Annotated in this window: 22 protein-coding genes and 1 riboswitch; of the genes, 15 read left to right on the forward strand and 7 right to left on the reverse strand. The window is 41.7% G+C overall.

Annotated elements, in window-relative coordinates:
* Positions 1-5 precede the first annotated feature (5 nt).
* Entirely contained in the window at positions 6-1,337 is a 1,332-nt protein-coding gene (locus C6Y06_RS03655; protein WP_106032222.1) for a sensor histidine kinase, read from the reverse strand.
* Complete coding sequence (locus C6Y06_RS03660) at positions 1,334-2,011, reverse strand: response regulator transcription factor (RefSeq protein WP_003212732.1); 678 nt, start codon at positions 2,009-2,011, stop codon at positions 1,334-1,336. Before C6Y06_RS03660 ends, C6Y06_RS03655 begins: the two co-directional genes overlap by 4 nt.
* Before the next feature lie 336 nt (positions 2,012-2,347).
* On the opposite strand from C6Y06_RS03660, the gene C6Y06_RS03665 reads away from it, so the two are divergent.
* Entirely contained in the window at positions 2,348-3,718 is a 1,371-nt protein-coding gene (locus C6Y06_RS03665; protein WP_003213179.1) for a S1C family serine protease, read from the forward strand.
* Between the two features lie 45 nt (positions 3,719-3,763).
* Here C6Y06_RS03665 and C6Y06_RS03670 read toward each other — a convergent pair whose 3' ends face one another.
* Positions 3,764-4,609 carry an oxidoreductase gene (locus tag C6Y06_RS03670; RefSeq protein ID WP_060597271.1) on the reverse strand — a complete coding sequence of 282 codons (846 nt, stop codon included), beginning with the start codon at positions 4,607-4,609 and terminating at the stop codon, positions 3,764-3,766.
* Positions 4,610-4,719: 110 nt separating this feature from the next.
* Here C6Y06_RS03670 and C6Y06_RS03675 point away from each other — a divergent pair, with 110 nt between their 5' ends.
* The 3 genes from C6Y06_RS03675 (at position 4,720) to C6Y06_RS03685 (ending at position 6,470) form a co-directional block, all read left to right on the forward strand.
* On the forward strand, positions 4,720-5,166 hold the full coding sequence (locus C6Y06_RS03675; RefSeq protein ID WP_170965972.1) for a YusW family protein: 447 nt from the start codon (positions 4,720-4,722) through the stop codon (positions 5,164-5,166).
* A gap of 147 nt (positions 5,167-5,313) precedes the next feature.
* A complete protein-coding gene (locus C6Y06_RS03680; RefSeq protein ID WP_008347057.1) occupies positions 5,314-6,144 on the forward strand; it encodes an ABC transporter ATP-binding protein in 831 nt (276 codons plus the stop codon).
* Positions 6,145-6,215: 71 nt separating this feature from the next.
* Complete coding sequence (locus C6Y06_RS03685) at positions 6,216-6,470, forward strand: YusU family protein (protein WP_106036529.1); 255 nt, start codon at positions 6,216-6,218, stop codon at positions 6,468-6,470.
* A gap of 326 nt (positions 6,471-6,796) precedes the next feature.
* Here C6Y06_RS03685 and C6Y06_RS03695 read toward each other — a convergent pair whose 3' ends face one another.
* The 4 genes from C6Y06_RS03695 to C6Y06_RS03710 all read right to left on the reverse strand — a co-directional run bounded on the left by C6Y06_RS03695 (position 6,797) and on the right by C6Y06_RS03710 (position 8,642).
* Positions 6,797-7,660 (reverse strand): DUF6973 domain-containing protein, encoded by an 864-nt coding sequence (locus C6Y06_RS03695; protein ID WP_106036530.1) that lies wholly within the window; start codon positions 7,658-7,660, stop codon positions 6,797-6,799.
* A gap of 206 nt (positions 7,661-7,866) precedes the next feature.
* Positions 7,867-8,214, reverse strand: a complete 348-nt coding sequence (locus tag C6Y06_RS03700) for a spore coat protein (protein WP_060597266.1) — start codon at positions 8,212-8,214, stop codon at positions 7,867-7,869.
* A 12-nt stretch (positions 8,215-8,226) separates the two neighbouring features.
* Positions 8,227-8,460: a hypothetical protein gene (locus C6Y06_RS03705; protein WP_223250686.1), complete on the reverse strand. Its 234-nt coding sequence runs from the start codon at positions 8,458-8,460 to the stop codon at positions 8,227-8,229.
* 44 nt (positions 8,461-8,504) lie between these two features.
* A complete protein-coding gene (locus tag C6Y06_RS03710) occupies positions 8,505-8,642 on the reverse strand; it encodes a YuzL family protein (RefSeq protein ID WP_003212904.1) in 138 nt (45 codons plus the stop codon).
* A 199-nt stretch (positions 8,643-8,841) separates the two neighbouring features.
* Here C6Y06_RS03710 and C6Y06_RS03715 point away from each other — a divergent pair, with 199 nt between their 5' ends.
* From C6Y06_RS03715 to C6Y06_RS03765, 11 genes are all read left to right on the forward strand, one after another.
* Positions 8,842-11,229 (forward strand): 3-hydroxyacyl-CoA dehydrogenase/enoyl-CoA hydratase family protein, encoded by a 2,388-nt coding sequence (locus C6Y06_RS03715; protein ID WP_106036531.1) that lies wholly within the window; start codon positions 8,842-8,844, stop codon positions 11,227-11,229.
* Between the two features lie 12 nt (positions 11,230-11,241).
* On the forward strand, positions 11,242-12,417 hold the full coding sequence (locus tag C6Y06_RS03720; RefSeq protein ID WP_106036532.1) for an acetyl-CoA C-acetyltransferase: 1,176 nt from the start codon (positions 11,242-11,244) through the stop codon (positions 12,415-12,417).
* A gap of 14 nt (positions 12,418-12,431) precedes the next feature.
* Positions 12,432-14,213 (forward strand): acyl-CoA dehydrogenase family protein, encoded by a 1,782-nt coding sequence (locus C6Y06_RS03725; RefSeq protein ID WP_003213312.1) that lies wholly within the window; start codon positions 12,432-12,434, stop codon positions 14,211-14,213.
* A 110-nt stretch (positions 14,214-14,323) separates the two neighbouring features.
* A complete protein-coding gene (locus C6Y06_RS03730) occupies positions 14,324-14,680 on the forward strand; it encodes an arsenate reductase family protein (RefSeq protein WP_003213086.1) in 357 nt (118 codons plus the stop codon).
* Between the two features lie 66 nt (positions 14,681-14,746).
* Positions 14,747-15,130, forward strand: coding sequence for a glycine cleavage system protein GcvH (gene gcvH, locus C6Y06_RS03735; RefSeq protein WP_003213614.1), 384 nt, complete (start codon positions 14,747-14,749; stop codon positions 15,128-15,130).
* A 45-nt stretch (positions 15,131-15,175) separates the two neighbouring features.
* The gene (locus tag C6Y06_RS03740) at positions 15,176-15,412 is read left to right on the forward strand and encodes a YusG family protein (RefSeq protein WP_003212882.1); all 237 of its coding nucleotides are present in this window, start codon (positions 15,176-15,178) and stop codon (positions 15,410-15,412) included.
* A gap of 128 nt (positions 15,413-15,540) precedes the next feature.
* Entirely contained in the window at positions 15,541-15,885 is a 345-nt protein-coding gene (locus tag C6Y06_RS03745; protein WP_003213068.1) for a toprim domain-containing protein, read from the forward strand.
* A 12-nt stretch (positions 15,886-15,897) separates the two neighbouring features.
* Entirely contained in the window at positions 15,898-16,200 is a 303-nt protein-coding gene (locus tag C6Y06_RS03750) for a thioredoxin family protein (protein WP_003213095.1), read from the forward strand.
* A 120-nt stretch (positions 16,201-16,320) separates the two neighbouring features.
* Positions 16,321-16,662: an SCP2 sterol-binding domain-containing protein gene (locus C6Y06_RS03755; RefSeq protein ID WP_003212918.1), complete on the forward strand. Its 342-nt coding sequence runs from the start codon at positions 16,321-16,323 to the stop codon at positions 16,660-16,662.
* A 102-nt stretch (positions 16,663-16,764) separates the two neighbouring features.
* Positions 16,765-16,873, forward strand: a riboswitch (SAM riboswitch).
* 155 nt (positions 16,874-17,028) lie between these two features.
* A complete protein-coding gene (locus C6Y06_RS03760) occupies positions 17,029-18,054 on the forward strand; it encodes a methionine ABC transporter ATP-binding protein (RefSeq protein WP_106036533.1) in 1,026 nt (341 codons plus the stop codon).
* Entirely contained in the window at positions 18,047-18,715 is a 669-nt protein-coding gene (locus C6Y06_RS03765; protein WP_003213651.1) for a methionine ABC transporter permease, read from the forward strand. Before C6Y06_RS03760 ends, C6Y06_RS03765 begins: the two co-directional genes overlap by 8 nt.
* The last annotated feature ends 10 nt before the right edge of the window (positions 18,716-18,725 follow it).

Here is an 18,725-nt window from a genome sequence, read left to right on the forward strand (position 1 = left end):
AAAACCTACAGTCTCTTCTTTGGAACCGTGATCGTATAACGTACACCTAGATCATCATTTTCAATTGATATAGACGCTTGATGCATGGAGAGAATTTTTTTGACAATGCTTAATCCAATACCGAATTCGCCCTTTTTTCCCTTACTAAAAGGTTCGTATAGGCTGGATAGCATATGTTCTTCAATTGGAGGACCGTCATTACGAATGACAATGCGTATTTGATCCTCTTCCTGTTTCATTTGAATATCAATTTTCCTTTTTGCGTAGCGAAGTTGATTTTCTAGGACATTTTCAAATAATTTGCTCCATTGTTCTGGATCGCCTTCAAGAGCAGCCTCATCATCTAAGTCCACGTTCCACTGTAATTCATTTTTCGACCAGCGTATTCGGTCGACCACTTCCAGCATCGTATTACTGAGTAGGAAGGAAGCATGTGCAGGGTGTTGATTTGATAAATAATCAAGCTTTGTTAAGTACAGCAAATCCTTGATTTTCTTCTCAAGCTTTTCCGCTTCACCTTCAATGACTTCCACTGTTTGTTCAAGATCTCCCTTAGGAAAAATACCATCTTTAATCGACTGCGTATAGCCGCGGATGACCATGACAGGTGTCTTTAAGTCATGTGATATATTTTGCAAAAGAGTCCGTTCTGTTTCATCCTTTTGAATGAGTTTTTGTCTCATTTCTTCAATGGTATGACCAAGCTTTCCAATTTCATCTTGCCGGTCAACGATGACAGGATCGTCCCAGTCCTCTTGTGCAATCCGCTTCACGTGTTTTTCAAACGCAACGATTGGACGGGATAAGTAGCGGGCAAGCCAAATCGATGGAATCCAGCTTAATAAAATAACGGTGCCCAAGATAAAGATCAGCTGTTTAAACAGCGTAAAGGACAGGTCATCTCGATAAGAGTCTGGCGCATAAGACAAAAGAATATATTGTGTATTGCCTGTTGATACTTTTTTGATGACAAAAAAGATGTGCTGGCCATTCACCTCTTCAGAATAGCGTTTCGTTGCGCTTTTTTGTTTTTTCACAAAGGCTTGGATTTTCTCAATAAAGGCGTGTGGGAAAAACTGCCCCATTTGGTTTAATTCATCTGACGGAATCAGAATGTGCTGCACCGAGCGGTTTTCCGGTGTCGACTTTGGCGAGCCGTCTCGGTTCAACGGATATTCTGTGAGCACCTGCTGTTCATTTTCGATATTTTTATAAATCTCATTCGTGAAAAAATTTCGTAATGTATTGGAAAATAGGATGATCAGAACAATCGAGATGGTGAGTAAAATACCAGAGATGACGATCCAAATTTGAAAAGCGAGTGGTTTGTTCTTCATCCTTTTAGCATCCTATAGCCAAATCCATAGATGGTCTCGACCTTTAAGTCGGGCATTTTTTTGCGCAATCGTCTGACAAGGTCATCCACCACACGATCTGTCCCAAAGTAATCGTGTCCCCAAATTTTGACGAGAATATCTTCACGAGAAAAAGCATGTCCTTGATGATGTGTAAATAAAAGCAGCAAGTCAAATTCCTTAGAAGTTAAGTTAATCAGCTGATCTCCTTCATACACCTCTCTTACATCCTCATGAATGACATAGGAGGAGACGGGTGTAACACTTTGCTGCTGCGGAGTATCGCTGTTTTTATACACAAGCTCAAGCAGCTTTTGCACCCGAATGATCAGCTCGCGCGGAAGAAATGGTTTCGCAATATAATCACTGCTTCCCAGCTCTAAACCGAGGACACGATCAATATCAGCGTCGCGTGCTGAAATGAAAATGACCGGTACGTCAGGTGATGCGGCTTTGATTTCTTTAATCAGTGTGTAGCCATCTGTATCAGGCAGCATGATATCTAAAATCCATAGATGCGGCGGTTTATTCATTGCTTCGCGTGCCGCTTCTCCGGTTAAAAAAGAGGAGACATTCCAATTTTCACTTTCTAAATATTTGGTTAAAAGTTCGTTTAAGTTTTGTTCATCTTCCACTAAATAAATGGTGTACGACAAAGTCTTCCACATCCTCTCAACGTCATTATAACGGGATACAAAGGCGGCATGTCAACAATCACATGCTTTTTTCACAATTTCACATATTCTTCTCATTATTATCCCATAATGTTTGTTTATGATAAGCTCAAGGGAAAAAAGGGCATAGACAAAAGGCAGATCAATAGGTGCTTTTCACGAATGTGCGCACCTTGCTTTTTTTCTATGAATAAGTATTATATAATTTGACATATTGTCATGTAGTATTTTCAATGATGTTGCCATTAAGAGGACATGAGTCCGATCTACACATATGAATCAAGCAAGTCATGAACATGATGTAAAGGAGTGTAAGCGATGGATTTCCGAAGAGAAGATGAAGAGAAGAAGTTGAATCAACAAGAAGATGTACATCAAGAGAATGAGAAACAAATAGACGAACCTGAAAAAGAAAAGGAACTCGTTTTTCAACCTCATGAAAACGAAGCTTCTGCCACTCAGGAGAGTGTGACAAACCATTCTCCTCAAATGGAGGATGACCGTGTGTCGAAAAAGGAGAAAAAGCGGAAAGCAGCATGGCTCAGTCCGATCCTTGGAGGAATTATTGGCGGAGGCCTTGTGCTTGGCATTACACCGCTTTTGCCGCAGTCACAGAACACAGCAGCAAACACTCAAACGCAAACAGCGTCAAGTGAACCGGCAGCCTCTGAAAATTTCTCAACAAAACAAATCACCAATGCCACGAATGTCTCTGATATGGTAGAAGATTTAGAGCCAACCATTGTGGGAGTCTCAAACTATCAATCTACCCAAAATTCGTTTGGCCTTAGCGGTGATTCAACAGAAGCTGAAGCTGGCACGGGTTCTGGTGTCATCTTTAAAAAAGATGGCAAAAAAGCGTACATTATTACAAATAACCACGTAGTCGAGGGTGCCAATAAATTGAAGGTCACACTTTATGACGGAAAAACAAAAGACGCGAAGCTTGTCGGCAGTGACGTGATGACAGATTTAGCTGTTGTCGAAATCAATGCAGACGGCATTGATAAAGTGGCGAGCTTTGGTGATTCTTCTAAGCTCCGTGCTGGAGACAAAGTGATCGCAATTGGGAACCCGCTCGGTGCACAGTTCTCTGGTACTGTGACAGAAGGGATTATTAGTGGTCTTGATCGTACAGTTGAAGCGAACACATCATCTGGTACGGTGGAAATGAATGTACTGCAAACAGATGCAGCGATTAACCCCGGGAACAGCGGGGGACCGCTTATCAATACAGATGGTCAAGTGATTGGCATCAACAGTTTAAAAATTAGCGAAAGCGGTGTGGAATCACTTGGCTTTGCGATTCCAAGTAACGATGTCAAACCGATTGTAGATGAGCTGTTGAAAAATGGAAAGGTTGAACGTCCTTACCTTGGCGTACAAATGATTGACCTTGAGCAAGTGCCTGAAACGTATCAAGAAAATACGCTCGGCTTATTTGATAAACAAATCGGCAAAGGGATTTATGTAAAAGATGTATCAAAAGGATCACCTGCACAAAAAGCAGGCTTGAAATCTGGAGATGTCATCATCAAATTCAAAGGGAAAAACGTGGCAAACAGCTCTCAGCTGAAAGAAATTTTGTACAAAGAAACAAAAGTCGGCGATAAAACGACAATGACTGTCATTCGTGAAGGGAAAAATAAAAATCTAGACATTACCCTTGGACAGTCTGAAACCGAATAAATGAAAAAACAGGTGGACGTTAAAGGTCTACCTGTTTTTTTATGCTTATTTTTTTGAAGAGAGTGTACGTAATATGATCTTTTCCCACATGCTCCAAGGCAAGAGCTGCTTTGCTGTGAATGAAAGTCGCACCCCTTTCCCAATCGGATATCTCAGCTTTTTCAGCCGTTTCTTCTCGGCTAATCGAATCACAAGCTCTGCGACTTCACGCGGGTCACCGTAGTTGGTTTTCTGGGCATTGATATAAACCATCATCTTTTGATAGATGCTTGTGTATTTCGATCCTTCCCCTGGCTGCAACATGTGCTCGTTCATAGACGTGTTCCAAATATTTGTTTGGAAAGAGCCTGGCTCGATCAAGGCTGCCTGTATACCGAACGAGGCCAGTTCAATGCGCAAGCTCTCTGTATAGCCCTCCAAAGCAAACTTGGAGGATACATATGGAGAAAGCGCGGGCATTCCCATTAATCCGCTGATGCTGCTCATATTGAATATCTTTGCACCATTTGTCATAAACGGAAGGACGGCTTGTGTCACTTCCATGACTCCGAAGACGTTTACATCAAATTGCTGGCGGTACGTGTCAACAGGAACTTCTTCAGCAAAACCCGCATAGGCTGTTCCCGCATTGTTGACAAGCAAGGTTATGGGGGCGTAAGCATGTAGCTTTTTCTGAAATGCTTGAATCGACTGCGTATCTGTCACATCTAATGCTTCAATATGTATCGCTTCGGATAAAGAGGCTTGCTTGATCTCTTCGGCAAGCTTTTTTGCATTGGCTTCCTGCCTGACCCCTGCAATCACTGTATAGCCTTGCTTGGCGAGACCTATCGTGATGAGCTTGCCGAAGCCGCTATTGGCACCAGTTACAATGGCTGTTCTTTTCATCATCTCGTTCTCCTTTTTGTTTCAATCTACCATAGTCCGCTGTTTTATTGAATAACGAAAAGCAGGATGGAGAAGAATAAAAAGCGATGATAAGAAATAGGAGGAAGCACATGATGTGTTGGAAGAAGGCGGGACAAATAGGAGTGCTGCTTTTTATGCTGTCTGGCTGCCAATCAATCGAACCGCTGCAACAAACAAAGGAAGCAGAAGCAGAGAGTCTCTCAGCGGTTCAAATGAAGGAACTTCCATTTGAGCATCTCCACCTGCATGTTCAATACGGGCAGAAAAGCGAATTATACGAAGCCACCTATCGTCAGGCGAAAGGCAAAGAAGAAGCACTGATTCGTGATCATATGAACGGTGTCCGCTATGAAGGTGAAGAAGCTTTACGCGAGATGAAGATGAAGCTAAATGATATGTCGATTCCTAGTGCGAAGATCAATGAAACGTATGTCAATGAGCTATTAGCTGCTTTTAATTTAGACGATGATTATCAGCGAATTCAGGTCGATATGAAGCTTGAAGATGGGACCAAACGTACATTCCAAAAGAAGAAGTAAAACGGAACTTTCTCATTTTTTAATTGAAAATGATTTTCAAAATCACTTAAATCTGATACACTAAATTGAGATAAGTGATCTTTTGCGTCTATATATAGACGATATTCAATATAAAAATTTGGATGAGAAAAGGAGCGTTTGAGCGGAATGAGTGCCATTTCTACTGAAGGTTTAAGCTTAGGCTACGGAGAAACAATGATCATAGATGAACTAAATGTATCAATCCCTAAGGGTGAAATCACAGTATTTATTGGCAGCAATGGATGCGGTAAATCCACGCTACTTCGCTCTTTGGCCCGTCTTATGAAGCCAATGGGTGGTTCTGTCCTGCTTGAAGGTCATTCCATTGCCAAATTACCAACAAAGGAAGTAGCGAAACAGCTCGCCATTCTTCCACAAGGACCAGAAGCGCCAGAAGGATTAACCGTGCATCAGCTAGTGAAGCAAGGTAGATATCCTTATCAAAATTGGCTGAAGCAGTGGTCGAAGCAAGACGAAGAAGCAGTGAATCGTGCACTGAAGTCAACAAAGATGGAAGACCTCGCTGATCGAACGGTCGATTCATTATCAGGTGGACAAAGGCAGCGTGCATGGATTGCGATGACGTTAGCGCAGGAGACGGATATCATTTTGTTAGATGAGCCGACGACGTATTTAGACATGACGCATCAAATTGAAATTCTCGACCTTCTGTTTGACTTAAATGAAAAAGAGCAGCGCACGATTGTCATGGTTCTTCATGACCTGAATCTCGCATGCAGATATGCGCATCACCTTGTTGCCATTAAAGACAAGTCGATTTATGCAGAAGGAAGACCGGAAACCGTCATTAACTGTGATCTCGTGAAAAATGTCTTTGATATGAACTGCCAAGTGACAACAGATCCTTTATTCGGAACACCATTATGTATTCCGCACGGCAGAGGACGTTGTATTGTACAGCAGGCACAAGCCGAGACATTTCTTGCTGCAAGATAATCGTATGTCAAAAGCCTGACATCTGTTACGTACAGAGTCAGGCTTTTTTCTGAAAAAGGAGCGGAAGATCAATGGGAAATGAACTAGATGAAAAGCTGGAAGGCTTGCTTGAGAAATATACTGAGCTACTCCTTGGCGAATCAACAGACGCACTGAAACAAGATGTGAAACAATGGGTGATCTACTCTCATATCGCAAAAAGCATGCCGCCTCTAGCAAAGCACTTTAATGAAACGTATCCAGAAGCAAAAGAAGAAATCAAACACACGATTCAACGAATCAAACAGTTGAACGAAGCTCACCGCGCCAATAAAGGTAAATTTTAAGATAAATAAAAAACTACCCCACACGAAGAGGTAGTTTGGTGAAATTACTTTTTTTTAATGCCAAAAAACAAAAGGAGAAGAGATAATATAATTATAATGTAAATAGGTGTAATCCAAATTTCATAAACTGAGTTTGGATTATCTTTTACAAACCCAGTGTCTATGAGGATGTAATTCCATTTGATGCTAATCGGATTATCTACTTCGTATGAAAAATCATTTAAGTATAATTTGGGTTTTGTTATTCTAAATATTAAATAAATTAAACTACCTAGTAATAAAGTGATAGCTATAAGGATTTTCTTCATATAGGTCACATCTTTTCACTATCTTTTTCTTCCACCTGAAGTTGTTTCAACAAATTTATTTACATACTTTGTTTTAACACCATCTAAAATTCTATCTGCTTTACCTGAAGTGTAAGTTCGTATGCGAACTTTTTTTCCTTTAGATACTGTATCAGCAACAATTTGAGTTAACTGAACATCATTATAGTCTTTATATGTAGTTCCATCAAGTCTACCTCTATAATTGTTCGTGATATCCATTTTTGTATCCAAATCAGGAGCCTTTTCACCGGGTTTTAAATTTTCGTGTGCATAACCTACTTGGTAAGCCCAATTCCTACTGATATTTTTAGTCATTATGGCATTCCATAAAGCGTGTCTATAAGCGTCCCCATTCCCTTGCCATAGCGTATACTTAGAATATCGTTTTGCAGCTTCTCTTGAAGCGACATCTGCAATGTTTTTAGTTTTGGCAGCATTATGAGGGTGTTTTGCAAAAAGATTAATTTCTTTAGCATTAGCACCTAATTTACCTAATGAATATTCAACATAGGAGCTTTTTATAGATATTGTATTTATTTTTGATTTTTCTTCACTTAATTCAAGAGCAACTTGATCGTCAGAATTTTTTAAGGCTGGGGAAATGTTTTCTTTAATTAATTTTTCTAATTCTTTTTCGTTGATCTCTCTGTTTTCGAACATATCAAAATATGTCATTATGTTATTTCTAATACTTTCATAGAAAAATTTTGTAGATGCCCTTGATTGTGCAGTTTTGTTTAGTGAAGAAATTACTTTTTTATTATCTAAAGAATTTACTTCTGCAACTGCAATATTTTCCTTAATAAATAATGTTGATAAAACCAAAGAAAAAAATATTATTAACAAGCTTTTTTTGTACATTTATTCCTAAACTCCTTTTTTCTATAATATGTTCTATATTATAGAATATATTAGGTGGAATAGATAGTTTAATTTCTAGTATTATATAAAAATTCAGGAATATTTAATCTTATTATGTATAAATTGTCATTTCAAAATAATGGATCCGGATAAAATCGGATCCATTATTTTATGAATATCCATCTTCATTTACTGGAAGTTTTTTCTTATGACATTGGTGATGAACCGTATGGAGATTGATCTGTCAGTGTTTGCTGGAATTTCTGGTGTGCCTGCTGGAGTTTTTGCTGGTCAGCCGCTTCAACAGAATACCAGCCATATCTGAACATGACATCATATAAATGTCTTTGTGTTTTCTGTGTTTCAAGCGCAATTCGCTGAATATCTTGGTAAAGAGATTCATGACTGAATTCATTGAGCGCTGTGTTATATCCACTTGTCATATATTTCTCAGTCGACAGCAGATCTGTGATAAAATCACGATCATTCATGTTTGTTGTCGTGGGAACCGGAGTTTGAGGATTCCCGATTTTTTGTTGGTTTTGTTGTTCCATGTTTTTTTCCTCCTATTGCATAAAGCCAGTAGACTGGCCTTGCCCTGAGCTGCCTAAATGCTGAAGAATTTGTGTGTAATGCTGATGGTGCATTTGGCCCACTTGGTTTAATTCTTGTTTCAATGTTTGGTCCTGGCAATGCTCGGCCATAAAGTGAGCCTTTTTCATAGCGATCAAGTTCCAATTCAGCATATCCTCTAAGTACAAGGAATCCTTTACTGAAATGACTTGCGGGGGCATATTCATTTGCTGATTGTTCAAGGTGTGTTCCTCCTTACAATTTTGTTTCCTTACTGATTCTTTTTATATTGCTGATTTTGACTGGTCTTTTTTCCGCCTAGGTCTGCTTCCTGTGATGGACCTGCGTTTCCTTTTACACTTGCAGCACTTACGCCTGCTTTCGATGGATTTTTCTTCAAACGAGACATGTGGACATCACCTCCATTCTTACAATGCCCTCTCCTCTTTAATTCATACGCCGTAAAATAAGGCACATGAGAATGTGTAAAATTTTGAAATCCGCTCTTGAACTGTTTCGGAAAATCTTTTAAGATAAAGAAAGAGGCATTGCTTTTTTTTGCACAAAAAATGAATGACTGTTCATTCAAAATGTTTAGGGGGATATTTATGGGCAAACATATTCGCAAGGCAGCTGTCATTGGTTCAGGTGTCATGGGCTCAGGCATTGCTGCGCATCTAGCCAATATCGGGATACCAGTCACATTGCTAGATATTGTGCCAAACGAACTGACAAAGGAAGAAACGGCAAAAAAGCGAACGCTTGATCACCCTAGTGTTCGGAATAGATTAAGTCAAGAAGCGATGAAAAAATTATTAAAGCAAAAGCCAGCACCTCTTACTTCAGCAAAAAACCTATCATACATCACACCGGGAAATCTCACAGACCACCTTTCCTTATTACATGACGCTGACTGGATTATTGAAGTCGTTACTGAAAAGCTCAGCATCAAAAAGCACGTATTCTCTCTCATCGACGAACACCGCAAAGAAGGCAGTATCGTATCAAGTAATACATCCGGAATTTCGGTTGAAAAAATGGCAGAAGGCCGATCAGAGGATTTTAAACGCCACTTCTTAGGCACACATTTTTTTAACCCAGCTCGTTATTTAAAGCTTTTAGAAATTATTCCTATTCAAGAAACAGATCCAGAAGTACTTCAATTTATGAAAACGTTTGGCGAGGATGTACTTGGGAAAGGCGTCGTTGAAGCGAAAGATACGCCGAACTTTATTGCCAATCGTATTGGTACTTATGGACTCCTTGTGACAGTGCGTGAAATGCTTGAAAACAAATACACCATTGGAGAGGTGGATTCGGTCACAGGACCTCTCATTGGAAGACCGAAAAGTGCGACGTTCCGTACACTTGATGTCGTAGGACTCGACACGTTTTTCCATGTAGCCCGCAACGTATATGACCAAGTCGAAGGTAAGGAAAAAGATATTTTCCAGCTGCCTGAGTTTATTGAAAGAATGCTTGAAAAAGGATGGATTGGAAGCAAGGCAGGGCAAGGGTTTTATCAAAAAAATGGAAAGGCCATTTTAGAAATTGATCCTTTGACGCTCACATACGGAGAACGAACGAAGCTGAAAGATCCAGGCATTGAGATGGCGAAGCAGCAAAAGGGAACGAAAGCGAAATTGAAAGCGCTTATTTATCAAGATGGTCGTGCAGGACAATTGCTCTGGAACATGACGGCACCTGTGCTCTTTTATTCAGCTCAGTTAAAAGGCGAAATTGCGGATGATATTCAGTCGATCGATAACGCAATGAAATGGGGATTTGGCTGGCAGCACGGTCCATTTGAGCTGTGGGATGCAATCGGTGTGAAAAAAGCAGCCGAGCGCATGGAAGCAGAAGGTCACACCATCCCGCAGTGGGTGCAAGACATGCTGTCAGAAGGACACGACACATTCTATCAAGAAAATGCTGATGGAGAGCGTGCGTTTTATCACAATGGGGCTTACGAACAGGAAAAAGGAAACGACAAGAATATTTCCTTAGCGAAATTGAAAAAGAAGAACGGCGTGATTTTCAAAAATGCTGGTGCGAGCTTAATTGATATCGGTGATGATGTCGCCTTGCTCGAATTTCACTCCAAAAGCAATGCCATTGGACTAGATGTCATTGACATGATCAATCGCGCTGTCGATGAGGTGGAACAGAATTATAGAGGGCTTGTCATCGGAAACCAAGGGAAGAACTTCTGTGTTGGTGCCAATCTTGCTCTGATTTTAATGGAAGCTCAGGACGATAATTTCTTTGAAATTGACTTTGTGATCCGCCGCTTCCAGCAGGCAATGATGAAGGTGAAATATAGCGACCGTCCAGTCGTTGCTGCACCGTTTGGCATGACACTCGGAGGCGGAACAGAGGTTTGTCTGCCGGCAGCAGCTATTCAAGCGTCTAGCGAATCATACATGGGTCTTGTCGAGGCTGGAGTTGGACTGATTCCGGGCGGTGGTGGAAACAAAGAATTATACCTTCGCCATCTGCAAGGGTCAGCTAAGCCGACACAGACCGCTATACAAGATGCCACGCTGAAAACATTTGAAACGATAGCAATGGCTAAAGTATCTACTTCGGCTGAGGAAGCGCGGGATATGAACATGCTCCGCGTGAGTGACCGAATCAGTATGAACGGGGACCACCTGATCTATGATGCGAAACAACTGGTGCTCTCTCTTGATGAAGCGGGTTATCGTGCACCGCTCAAGCAGAAGGTGCCCGTCATGGGAGAAACAGGCTATGCAGCAATGATATTGGCTGCTGAAAATATGAGACTGTCTGGATACATTTCAGAGCATGACATGACCATTGTCAAAAAATTAGCTCATGTCATTTCCGGCGGAAAACTGCCATTTGGAACAGAGGTAGAGGAGCAATACTTATTAGAGCTTGAAAGGGAAGCGTTTTTAAGTCTTGTAGGAGAAGTGAAATCACAAGCACGCATGCAGCACATGCTCGTCAAAGGAAAACCTTTACGTAACTAAGGGGGAGTCAAAATGAGAGAAGCAGTCATTGTCGCTGGCGCGAGAACACCAGTAGGGAAGGCGAAAAAAGGATCGTTAAAACATGTTCGGCCTGATGATATGGGCGCATTGTGTGTAAAAGAAACATTAAAGCGTGCCGGTAATTACGACGGACAGATAGATGATTTGATCATCGGGTGTGCAACACCAGAAGCAGAGCAGGGGTTAAATGTGGCTCGGAATATTGGGGCGTTAGCAGGGCTTCCGTATACAGTACCTGCCATCACCATCAACCGCTACTGCTCATCTGGTCTTCAGTCAATCGCTTATGCGGGTGAACGGATTATGCTCGGCCAGGCAGAAACGATCTTAGCTGGAGGAGTCGAATCGATGTCACAGGTGCCGATGATGGGTCATTCCATTCGTCCGAATGCTCAATTGGCAGAACAAGCGCCTGAATACTATATGAGCATGGGGCACACGGCAGAGCAGGTGGCGCAAAAGTATCAGGTCACACGTCAAGATCAGGACGCCTTTGCGGTAAGAAGTCATCAAAAGGCAGCCAAAGCATTGCAGGAAGGGAAATTTTCAGATGAAATTGTCTCCGTTGATGTAACAGAGCGGCGGGTAGGGGAGCAATATCAATTAGAAGAACATCAATTTAAGTTTTCACAGGATGAAGGCGTGAGAGCAGGGACAACGGAAGAGATTCTTTCTACTTTGCGTCCGGCTTTCTCGACAAAAGGCACGGTGACCGCAGGAAACTCTTCACAAACAAGTGACGGTGCTGCGTGTGTGATGATGATGGATCGTGAGAAAGCATCCTCACTTTCCCTTCAGCCGCTCGCCAAGTTTCGGGCGTTTGCTGTTGGCGGTGTACCGCCTGAGGTGATGGGAATCGGTCCAATTGAAGCCATTCCGCGTGCGCTGAAAATCGCTGGACTTGAGCTGAAGGATATCGGGCTGTTTGAATTAAACGAAGCGTTTGCCTCTCAGGCCATTCAAGTTATTCGTCATTTAGGGATTGATGAAGAGAAAGTGAATGTCAATGGCGGGGCAATCGCGCTAGGGCATCCGCTCGGCTGTACAGGAACAAAACTGACACTGTCACTCATTCATGAAATGAAGCGGCGAAACGAGCAATTTGGCATCGTCACAATGTGTATCGGCGGGGGCATGGGAGCAGCAGGAATTTTTGAATTGATCTAAAGGGGGAAAACAGAATGAAAGCAATGGAAGAGGTAAAAAAGGGTGGAAGCTTCTTAATTGATGAGACGAATTATGAGCATATCTTTACACCAGAGGATTTCTCTGATGAGCATCAAATGATTGGAAAGACAACAGAGGATTATATTTTACAAGACGTTGTTCCATATATAGATCAAATTGAAAACCATGAATTTGAGCATTCTGTCAGGCTTCTCAAAAAGGCTGGAGAGCTTGGGCTGCTAGGAGCTGACGTGCCTGAAGAATTCGGCGGGCTCGGATTAGATAAAATCAGTTCAGCCATTATTACCGAGAAATTTTCCAGAGCAGGGAGCTTCTCGCTTTCCTATGGCGCCCATGTCGGCATTGGGTCTCTGCCAATCGTGCTGTTTGGAAATCAAGCGCAAAAGGAAACATATCTTCCTGGACTCGCTTCTGGAGAAACAATTGCAGCGTACGCCCTCACTGAGCCAGGATCAGGCTCTGACGCCCTTGGAGCAAAGACAACTGCGGTCTTAAATGAAGCCGGAACTCATTATGTGCTGAATGGGGAAAAACAGTGGATCACAAACTCCGCATTTGCCGACGTCTTTGTCGTATATGCGAAAATTGATGGTGAACACTTCTCTGCTTTTATCGTAGAAAAGGATTTTCCAGGTGTCAAAACGGGACCTGAAGAGAAAAAGATGGGCATTAAAGGTTCATCGACAAGAACGTTAATTCTCGAAGATGCTCAAGTGCCGAAGGAGAATTTACTAGGTGAGGCTGGCAGAGGTCATGTCATTGCCTTTAACATTTTGAATATCGGACGCTACAAGCTGGCTGTCGGAACAGTTGGTGCGTCAAAACGTGTCATTCAATTATCGGCAGAATATGCAAACCAACGTAAGCAATTCCAAACGCCAATTTCTCGATTTAGCTTAATTGGTGAAAAAGTAGCCAACATGTCGGCAAAGCTCTATGCGATGGAAAGTGCTGTTTACCGCACAGTCGGATTATTTGAACAGCGCATGGGTCTATTAAGTGAAGAAGAGCAAAAGGATGGCAAACAAATTGCCCAGTCCATTGCAGAATATGCGATTGAATGCTCTCTTTGTAAAGTACTTGGCTCTGAAACTTTAGACTATATAGCGGATGAGGGCGTGCAGATTCACGGCGGATATGGATTCATGCAAGAATACGAGGTCGAAAGAGCCTATCGTGACTCGCGGATTAACCGTATTTTTGAAGGGACTAACGAAATCAACCGTCTGCTTGTACCAGGCACATTCTTGAAGAAAGCGATGAAGGGAGAGCTTCCGCTGCTTCAAAAGGCGCAAACCTTACAGGAAGAGCTCATGATGATGATGCCGGAAGAGCCAGGTGATCAGCCGCTCGATCAAGAAAAATACTTGCTCGCCCATGCGAAAAAGATCGCCTTAATGGTATCTGGAATGGCGGCGATGAAGTATGGAAAAGCATTAGACAAAGAGCAAGAGATTCTTGTGAACATAGCGGATATCGTCAATGAAATTTTTGCTGCTGAATCGGCGATTCTGCGTACTGAAAAGGCAATCGCTGCATCAGGGCTAGATAAGAATACTCAAAAGCTTGCTTACACACAAATTTTCACGCAGGAAGCCTTCTTAAAAATTGAAGCTCATGCAAAAGAATCCTTGATCGCGATGGAAGAAGGAGATGCACTCCGCATGAGTCTGTCAGCTCTTCGCAAACTGACAAGATTCACCCCGATCAATGTCATCGCCAAAAAGCGCGAAGTGGCGAAACGAATCTTTGAAGCAGAGAAATATATCGTATAAGACGGCTGAAAAGGTGCGGGTATCACTCCGCACCTTTTTGTAAGCATACATTTAGGTTTTTAAAATATTTTGTGATAAAATGTTCTCACTACTTGCAGGAGGTGAAAATAGTGGCTTTAGATTTTTATGAATACCCATCTTGCGGTACATGCCGAAAAGCAAAAAAATGGCTGGAAGAACACAATAAAGATATCAACAGCATACATATCGTCGAAGAGACGCCTGATAAAGAAACATTAAAAGCGCTTTACGAAAAAAGTGGCTTAGAGCTGAAGAAGTTCTTTAATACAAGCGGACAGAAATACCGAGAGCTACAGCTGAAAGATCAACTTCCTGCAATGTCAGAAGGCGAGCAGCTAGAATTACTCGCATCTAACGGAATGCTGATCAAGCGCCCGATTACAACAGACGGTAAACGAGTCACAGTTGGATTTAATGAAGATACATTTAAAAGCGTCTGGAAATGATGTAACTTTCATTCAGATTGTGGTATCTTCAATATAGATTGAAAGAAAAGACTGGAGGGGTATTGAATGAGCACACCAAAAGATTTACGTTATTCAGAAGAACATGAATGGGTCAAAGTAGAAGGAGATAAGGTGCGTATCGGTATTACGCATTTTGCTCAATCTGAGCTAGGCGATATCGTGTTCGTTGAGCTTCCTGAAGTAGGAGACAAAATTACAGCGGACGAGCCTTTCGGAAGTGTAGAATCAGTGAAAACAGTTTCTGAGCTTTACGCACCGATCAACGGTACAATCGTCGAAGTGAACGATGAGCTGGATGACAGCCCTGAATTCGTCAACGACTCTCCATACGAAAAAGCATGGATGATCGTGGTAGAGCCAGCTGATACATCTGAAATTGAGAACTTGATGACTGCTGAGCAATATGAAGAAATGACAAAAGAAGACTAATTCACGTGAAATTGGACACTCTACCTTTATGGGGGGGTGTCCAATTTGTCTTTTCAAAAAGAACATGTGGATATAACAGATCATGTCACTGGACGATTCAAAGAAAGCGGCATGGTGCTGTATCATCAAAATGAAGAGATTGGCACGATGATTAGTGAAAACCAATATGAGTTAAAATCAGGTTATTCCTATGAGCAAAATCGTTTTTATCGTCTGACGGATACATTGACCCACGGAACAGAAAAATATGTAGACTGTGATGATGAAAATGGCTGGTGCTAATCACAGATGAGGCTGCAGTGAGCATAAGCTGCAGTCTTTTTAGTGCAAGCGCCCAATCTTTACAACCTGAATGAAAAATTGTAATCTAAGGGAGAAGTGAACAACGTCAAAAGGGCCGGGTGATCGTGATGAATGTAGAGGTAGAAAAGGTCATCATTGTAGAAGGTAAAACAGACAAACAAAAGCTAAAAGAAGTCATAAGTGAACCTGTTACCATCATTTGCACCAATGGCACGATCAGTACATCGAAGCTGGATCAGCTCGTAGACGAATTATTGGGGAAAGACGTTTACATATTAGCAGACAGTGACGATGCAGGCGACAAACTGCGGAAGCAATTTCGAAAAGAATTCCCTGAAGCATTTCATCTTTTTGTCGACAGAACGTACCGCGAAGTGGCCGCTTCACCGTCAGCCCACATTGCATCTATCCTATTAGCTGCAAACATTGATGTTCATTCGAAATATTTATGAGGGTGGACGTATATGAAAGAGATTGAAGAACACGAATTCAAGGAGATAAAGGACGATTTATTTCTTTTATACTTATATACACCGTTTTGCGGAACATGTCAGCTGGCAAAGAAAATGCTGGCTGTCGTAGACACCATGCAGCCGGATGTACCTTTTTATGAAAATAACTTAAACTACTCACCAGGCTTTGCGAAGGCTTTTGAGATCGAAAGCGTTCCTTGCTTTCTACTGTTTAAAAAAGGTGAGCTGGTGCAAAAAGGCTATGCCTTTCACTCCGTACCATATCTTCATGAAATGATTGAAACCGCTAAATAAAGCGGTTTTTTGTCATATTTCAAGCAATTCATCTGAAAATTTGTCGAGTTATTTATAAAGGACAAGCGAATGTTTGTAGAGAAATGTTATGTATAACCAAATGACAGGGAGGTTATACATGTGGAAAAAGTGAAAACCCATGGAAACACAGGGCAGCGATTATTGCTAAAACCGCTGCTCTCATCATCATCCTTGAAGATTACATTTGAGGCGGAAACTGACTCTTGTACATTGATTGTGGATGAGCGTGGTGAAGTGAAGAAACTACCTGCAATTGAGTTATCGGATCTCATCTTTTATGGTGAGAGAAAAGAAATACTTCAATTATTAGATGGAGATATGTCCTTACAGCAGTTAATTAGCAGGGGACAAGTGAAAGTAAAAGGGTCATTCCGTGCGCTCCTAAGACTAGAGGCGGTACTTTGGCTGACGAACGGTTTTTTTCGAAAAATGATAACTTAGTCGTTTACTTGGAAATTAGCGATTTACAGCGTTGACATATCTCGGGTGGCATGATATTCTACGTTAGTAAAAACATGAACATCACATAAAACAACATATTTTCTCTTATTAAGAGAGGTGGAGGGACGTGCCCTATGAAACCCGGCAACCGTCAGCATAGCTGAAATTGGTGCCAATTCACTCAAAGTCGCAACGCTTTGAAAGATGAGAGAAAGGCGTATTTGAAATAAAAGGCCTTTCTGCTTGCGTTGCAGTTAGGTCTTTTTTACTGATCTGGCAACAGGCTAGAGTCATGACAGCACGAAGAATAAATGAACGTATGTGATGGCAACCTATAGATTCAGCAAGAAAGCAGGTGAGCAGACTGTGATCCATTTACAGAATGTATCAAAAACGTACTACTCAAAAAGTGGAAATGTTGACGCAGTAAAAGACGTCAACTTAGATATTGATAAAGGTGAAATATTCGGAATTATCGGGTATAGCGGTGCCGGAAAAAGCTCGCTTATTCGCCTATTAAACGGTCTGGAGCTGCCAACAGAAGGAATTGTTGAAGTGGCAGGCAACCGGATCAATGAAGTATCGAATGCGAAACTTCGGAAAGCAAGACAAGAAATCAGCATGATTTTCCAGCACTTTAACCTACTTTGGTCAAGAACAGTGAGACAAAATATTATGTTCCCGCTTGAGATCGCAGGTGTACCTACATCGAAACGGAGAGAGCGTGCGAATGAACTGATTAAATTAGTCGGTTTAGAAGGAAAAGAAAATGCGTATCCGTCTCAGCTTAGCGGCGGACAAAAGCAGCGTGTGGGGATTGCGAGAGCATTAGCAAATGATCCAAAGGTTCTTCTTTGTGACGAAGCAACATCAGCGCTTGATCCGCAAACAACGGATTCTATCCTTGATCTTTTAGCGGATATCAATAAACGTTTAGGGCTGACAATTGTGCTCATCACACACGAAATGCACGTCATTCGCAAAATTTGTCATCGCGTCGCGGTCATGGAAAATGGACGCATTGTCGAAGAAGGCGAAGTATTACGCGTCTTCAGACAGCCGAAGGAAGAGATGACGAAGCGATTTGTACAGCAGCTTGCTGAACCAGAGGAAGCGAAAGAAACAATCGAACACGTCTTAGAGCGAGTAAAAGAAGGTCAGGTCGTACGGTTGTCCTTTATTGGCGATTCTGCCGAGCAACCGCTCATCACTGAAATCATTCGATCCTTCAATGTCGATGTAAACATCCTTCAAGGAAAGATTTCTCAAACGCAGGAAGGCGCGTTTGGAACACTCTTTATCCATATTAATGGAGAAGAGACCGAGGTTGAAAAAGCCATCGCCTATATCCAAAGTAAACAGGTTGAAATTGAGGTGATGACACATGTTTGAGAAATGGTTTCCGAACGTTGACCTAGATGTGATTTGGAATGCAACGGGTGAAACGGTGTACATGACACTCATTTCATTGGCATTTGCTTTTGCAATCGGGATTATCCTAGGACTCCTGCTCTTCCTTACAGGAAAAGGCGGTCTTTGGGAAAATAAACCGATCAATGCTGTCATCGGTGCAGTCGTCAACATTTTCAGATCGATTCCTTTTATCATCTTAATTATTCTTTTATTAGGGTTCACGAAATTCTTAATGCATACAATTCTAGGTCCAAATGCAGCACTCCCTGCCCTTGTCATTGGGTCAGCTCCATTCTATGCACGTCTTGTCGAAATTGCACTGCGTGAGGTAGACAAAGGAGTCATTGAAGCAGCACGGTCAATGGGAGCGAAAACGTCGACCATCATTTTCAAAGTATTGCTGCCAGAATCATTGCCAGCCCTCATTTCAGGTATTACCGTAACAGCGATTGCTTTAATTGGCTCAACTGCGATTGCAGGTGCAATTGGAGCAGGCGGACTTGGTGACCTTGCTTATGTGGAAGGATACCAATCTGGTAATACAGATGTCACACTTGTAGCTACTGTGTTTATTCTCATCATCGTCTTTATTATTCAAATAATCGGTGATTTGATTACAAATAAAATTGATAAACGTTAAGGGAGGATTT

It is taken from the genome of Bacillus sp. MZGC1 (assembly GCF_002998605.1).
GTDB lineage: Bacteria > Bacillota > Bacilli > Bacillales > Bacillaceae > Bacillus.

What these genes read in the sequence shown, in the direction of transcription:
- C6Y06_RS03670 (WP_060597271.1), bottom strand. Translation starts at nt 4,609, where the DNA reads ATGATGAAAAGAACAGCCATTGTAACTGGTGCCAATAGCGGCTTCGGC.
- C6Y06_RS03750 (WP_003213095.1), top strand. Translation starts at nt 15,898, where the DNA reads ATGAAAGAGATTGAAGAACACGAATTCAAGGAGATAAAGGACGATTTA.
- C6Y06_RS03685 (WP_106036529.1), top strand. Translation starts at nt 6,216, where the DNA reads ATGGGAAATGAACTAGATGAAAAGCTGGAAGGCTTGCTTGAGAAATAT.
- C6Y06_RS03710 (WP_003212904.1), bottom strand. Translation starts at nt 8,642, where the DNA reads ATGTCTCGTTTGAAGAAAAATCCATCGAAAGCAGGCGTAAGTGCTGCA.
- C6Y06_RS03655 (WP_106032222.1), bottom strand. Translation starts at nt 1,337, where the DNA reads ATGAAGAACAAACCACTCGCTTTTCAAATTTGGATCGTCATCTCTGGT.
- gcvH (WP_003213614.1), top strand. Translation starts at nt 14,747, where the DNA reads ATGAGCACACCAAAAGATTTACGTTATTCAGAAGAACATGAATGGGTC.
- C6Y06_RS03725 (WP_003213312.1), top strand. Translation starts at nt 12,432, where the DNA reads ATGAAAGCAATGGAAGAGGTAAAAAAGGGTGGAAGCTTCTTAATTGAT.
- C6Y06_RS03665 (WP_003213179.1), top strand. Translation starts at nt 2,348, where the DNA reads ATGGATTTCCGAAGAGAAGATGAAGAGAAGAAGTTGAATCAACAAGAA.
- C6Y06_RS03720 (WP_106036532.1), top strand. Translation starts at nt 11,242, where the DNA reads ATGAGAGAAGCAGTCATTGTCGCTGGCGCGAGAACACCAGTAGGGAAG.
- C6Y06_RS03705 (WP_223250686.1), bottom strand. Translation starts at nt 8,460, where the DNA reads ATGAATATGCCCCCGCAAGTCATTTCAGTAAAGGATTCCTTGTACTTA.
- C6Y06_RS03765 (WP_003213651.1), top strand. Translation starts at nt 18,047, where the DNA reads ATGTTTGAGAAATGGTTTCCGAACGTTGACCTAGATGTGATTTGGAAT.
- C6Y06_RS03715 (WP_106036531.1), top strand. Translation starts at nt 8,842, where the DNA reads ATGGGCAAACATATTCGCAAGGCAGCTGTCATTGGTTCAGGTGTCATG.
- C6Y06_RS03680 (WP_008347057.1), top strand. Translation starts at nt 5,314, where the DNA reads ATGAGTGCCATTTCTACTGAAGGTTTAAGCTTAGGCTACGGAGAAACA.
- C6Y06_RS03675 (WP_170965972.1), top strand. Translation starts at nt 4,720, where the DNA reads ATGTGTTGGAAGAAGGCGGGACAAATAGGAGTGCTGCTTTTTATGCTG.
- C6Y06_RS03700 (WP_060597266.1), bottom strand. Translation starts at nt 8,214, where the DNA reads ATGGAACAACAAAACCAACAAAAAATCGGGAATCCTCAAACTCCGGTT.
- C6Y06_RS03695 (WP_106036530.1), bottom strand. Translation starts at nt 7,660, where the DNA reads ATGTACAAAAAAAGCTTGTTAATAATATTTTTTTCTTTGGTTTTATCA.
- C6Y06_RS03745 (WP_003213068.1), top strand. Translation starts at nt 15,541, where the DNA reads ATGAATGTAGAGGTAGAAAAGGTCATCATTGTAGAAGGTAAAACAGAC.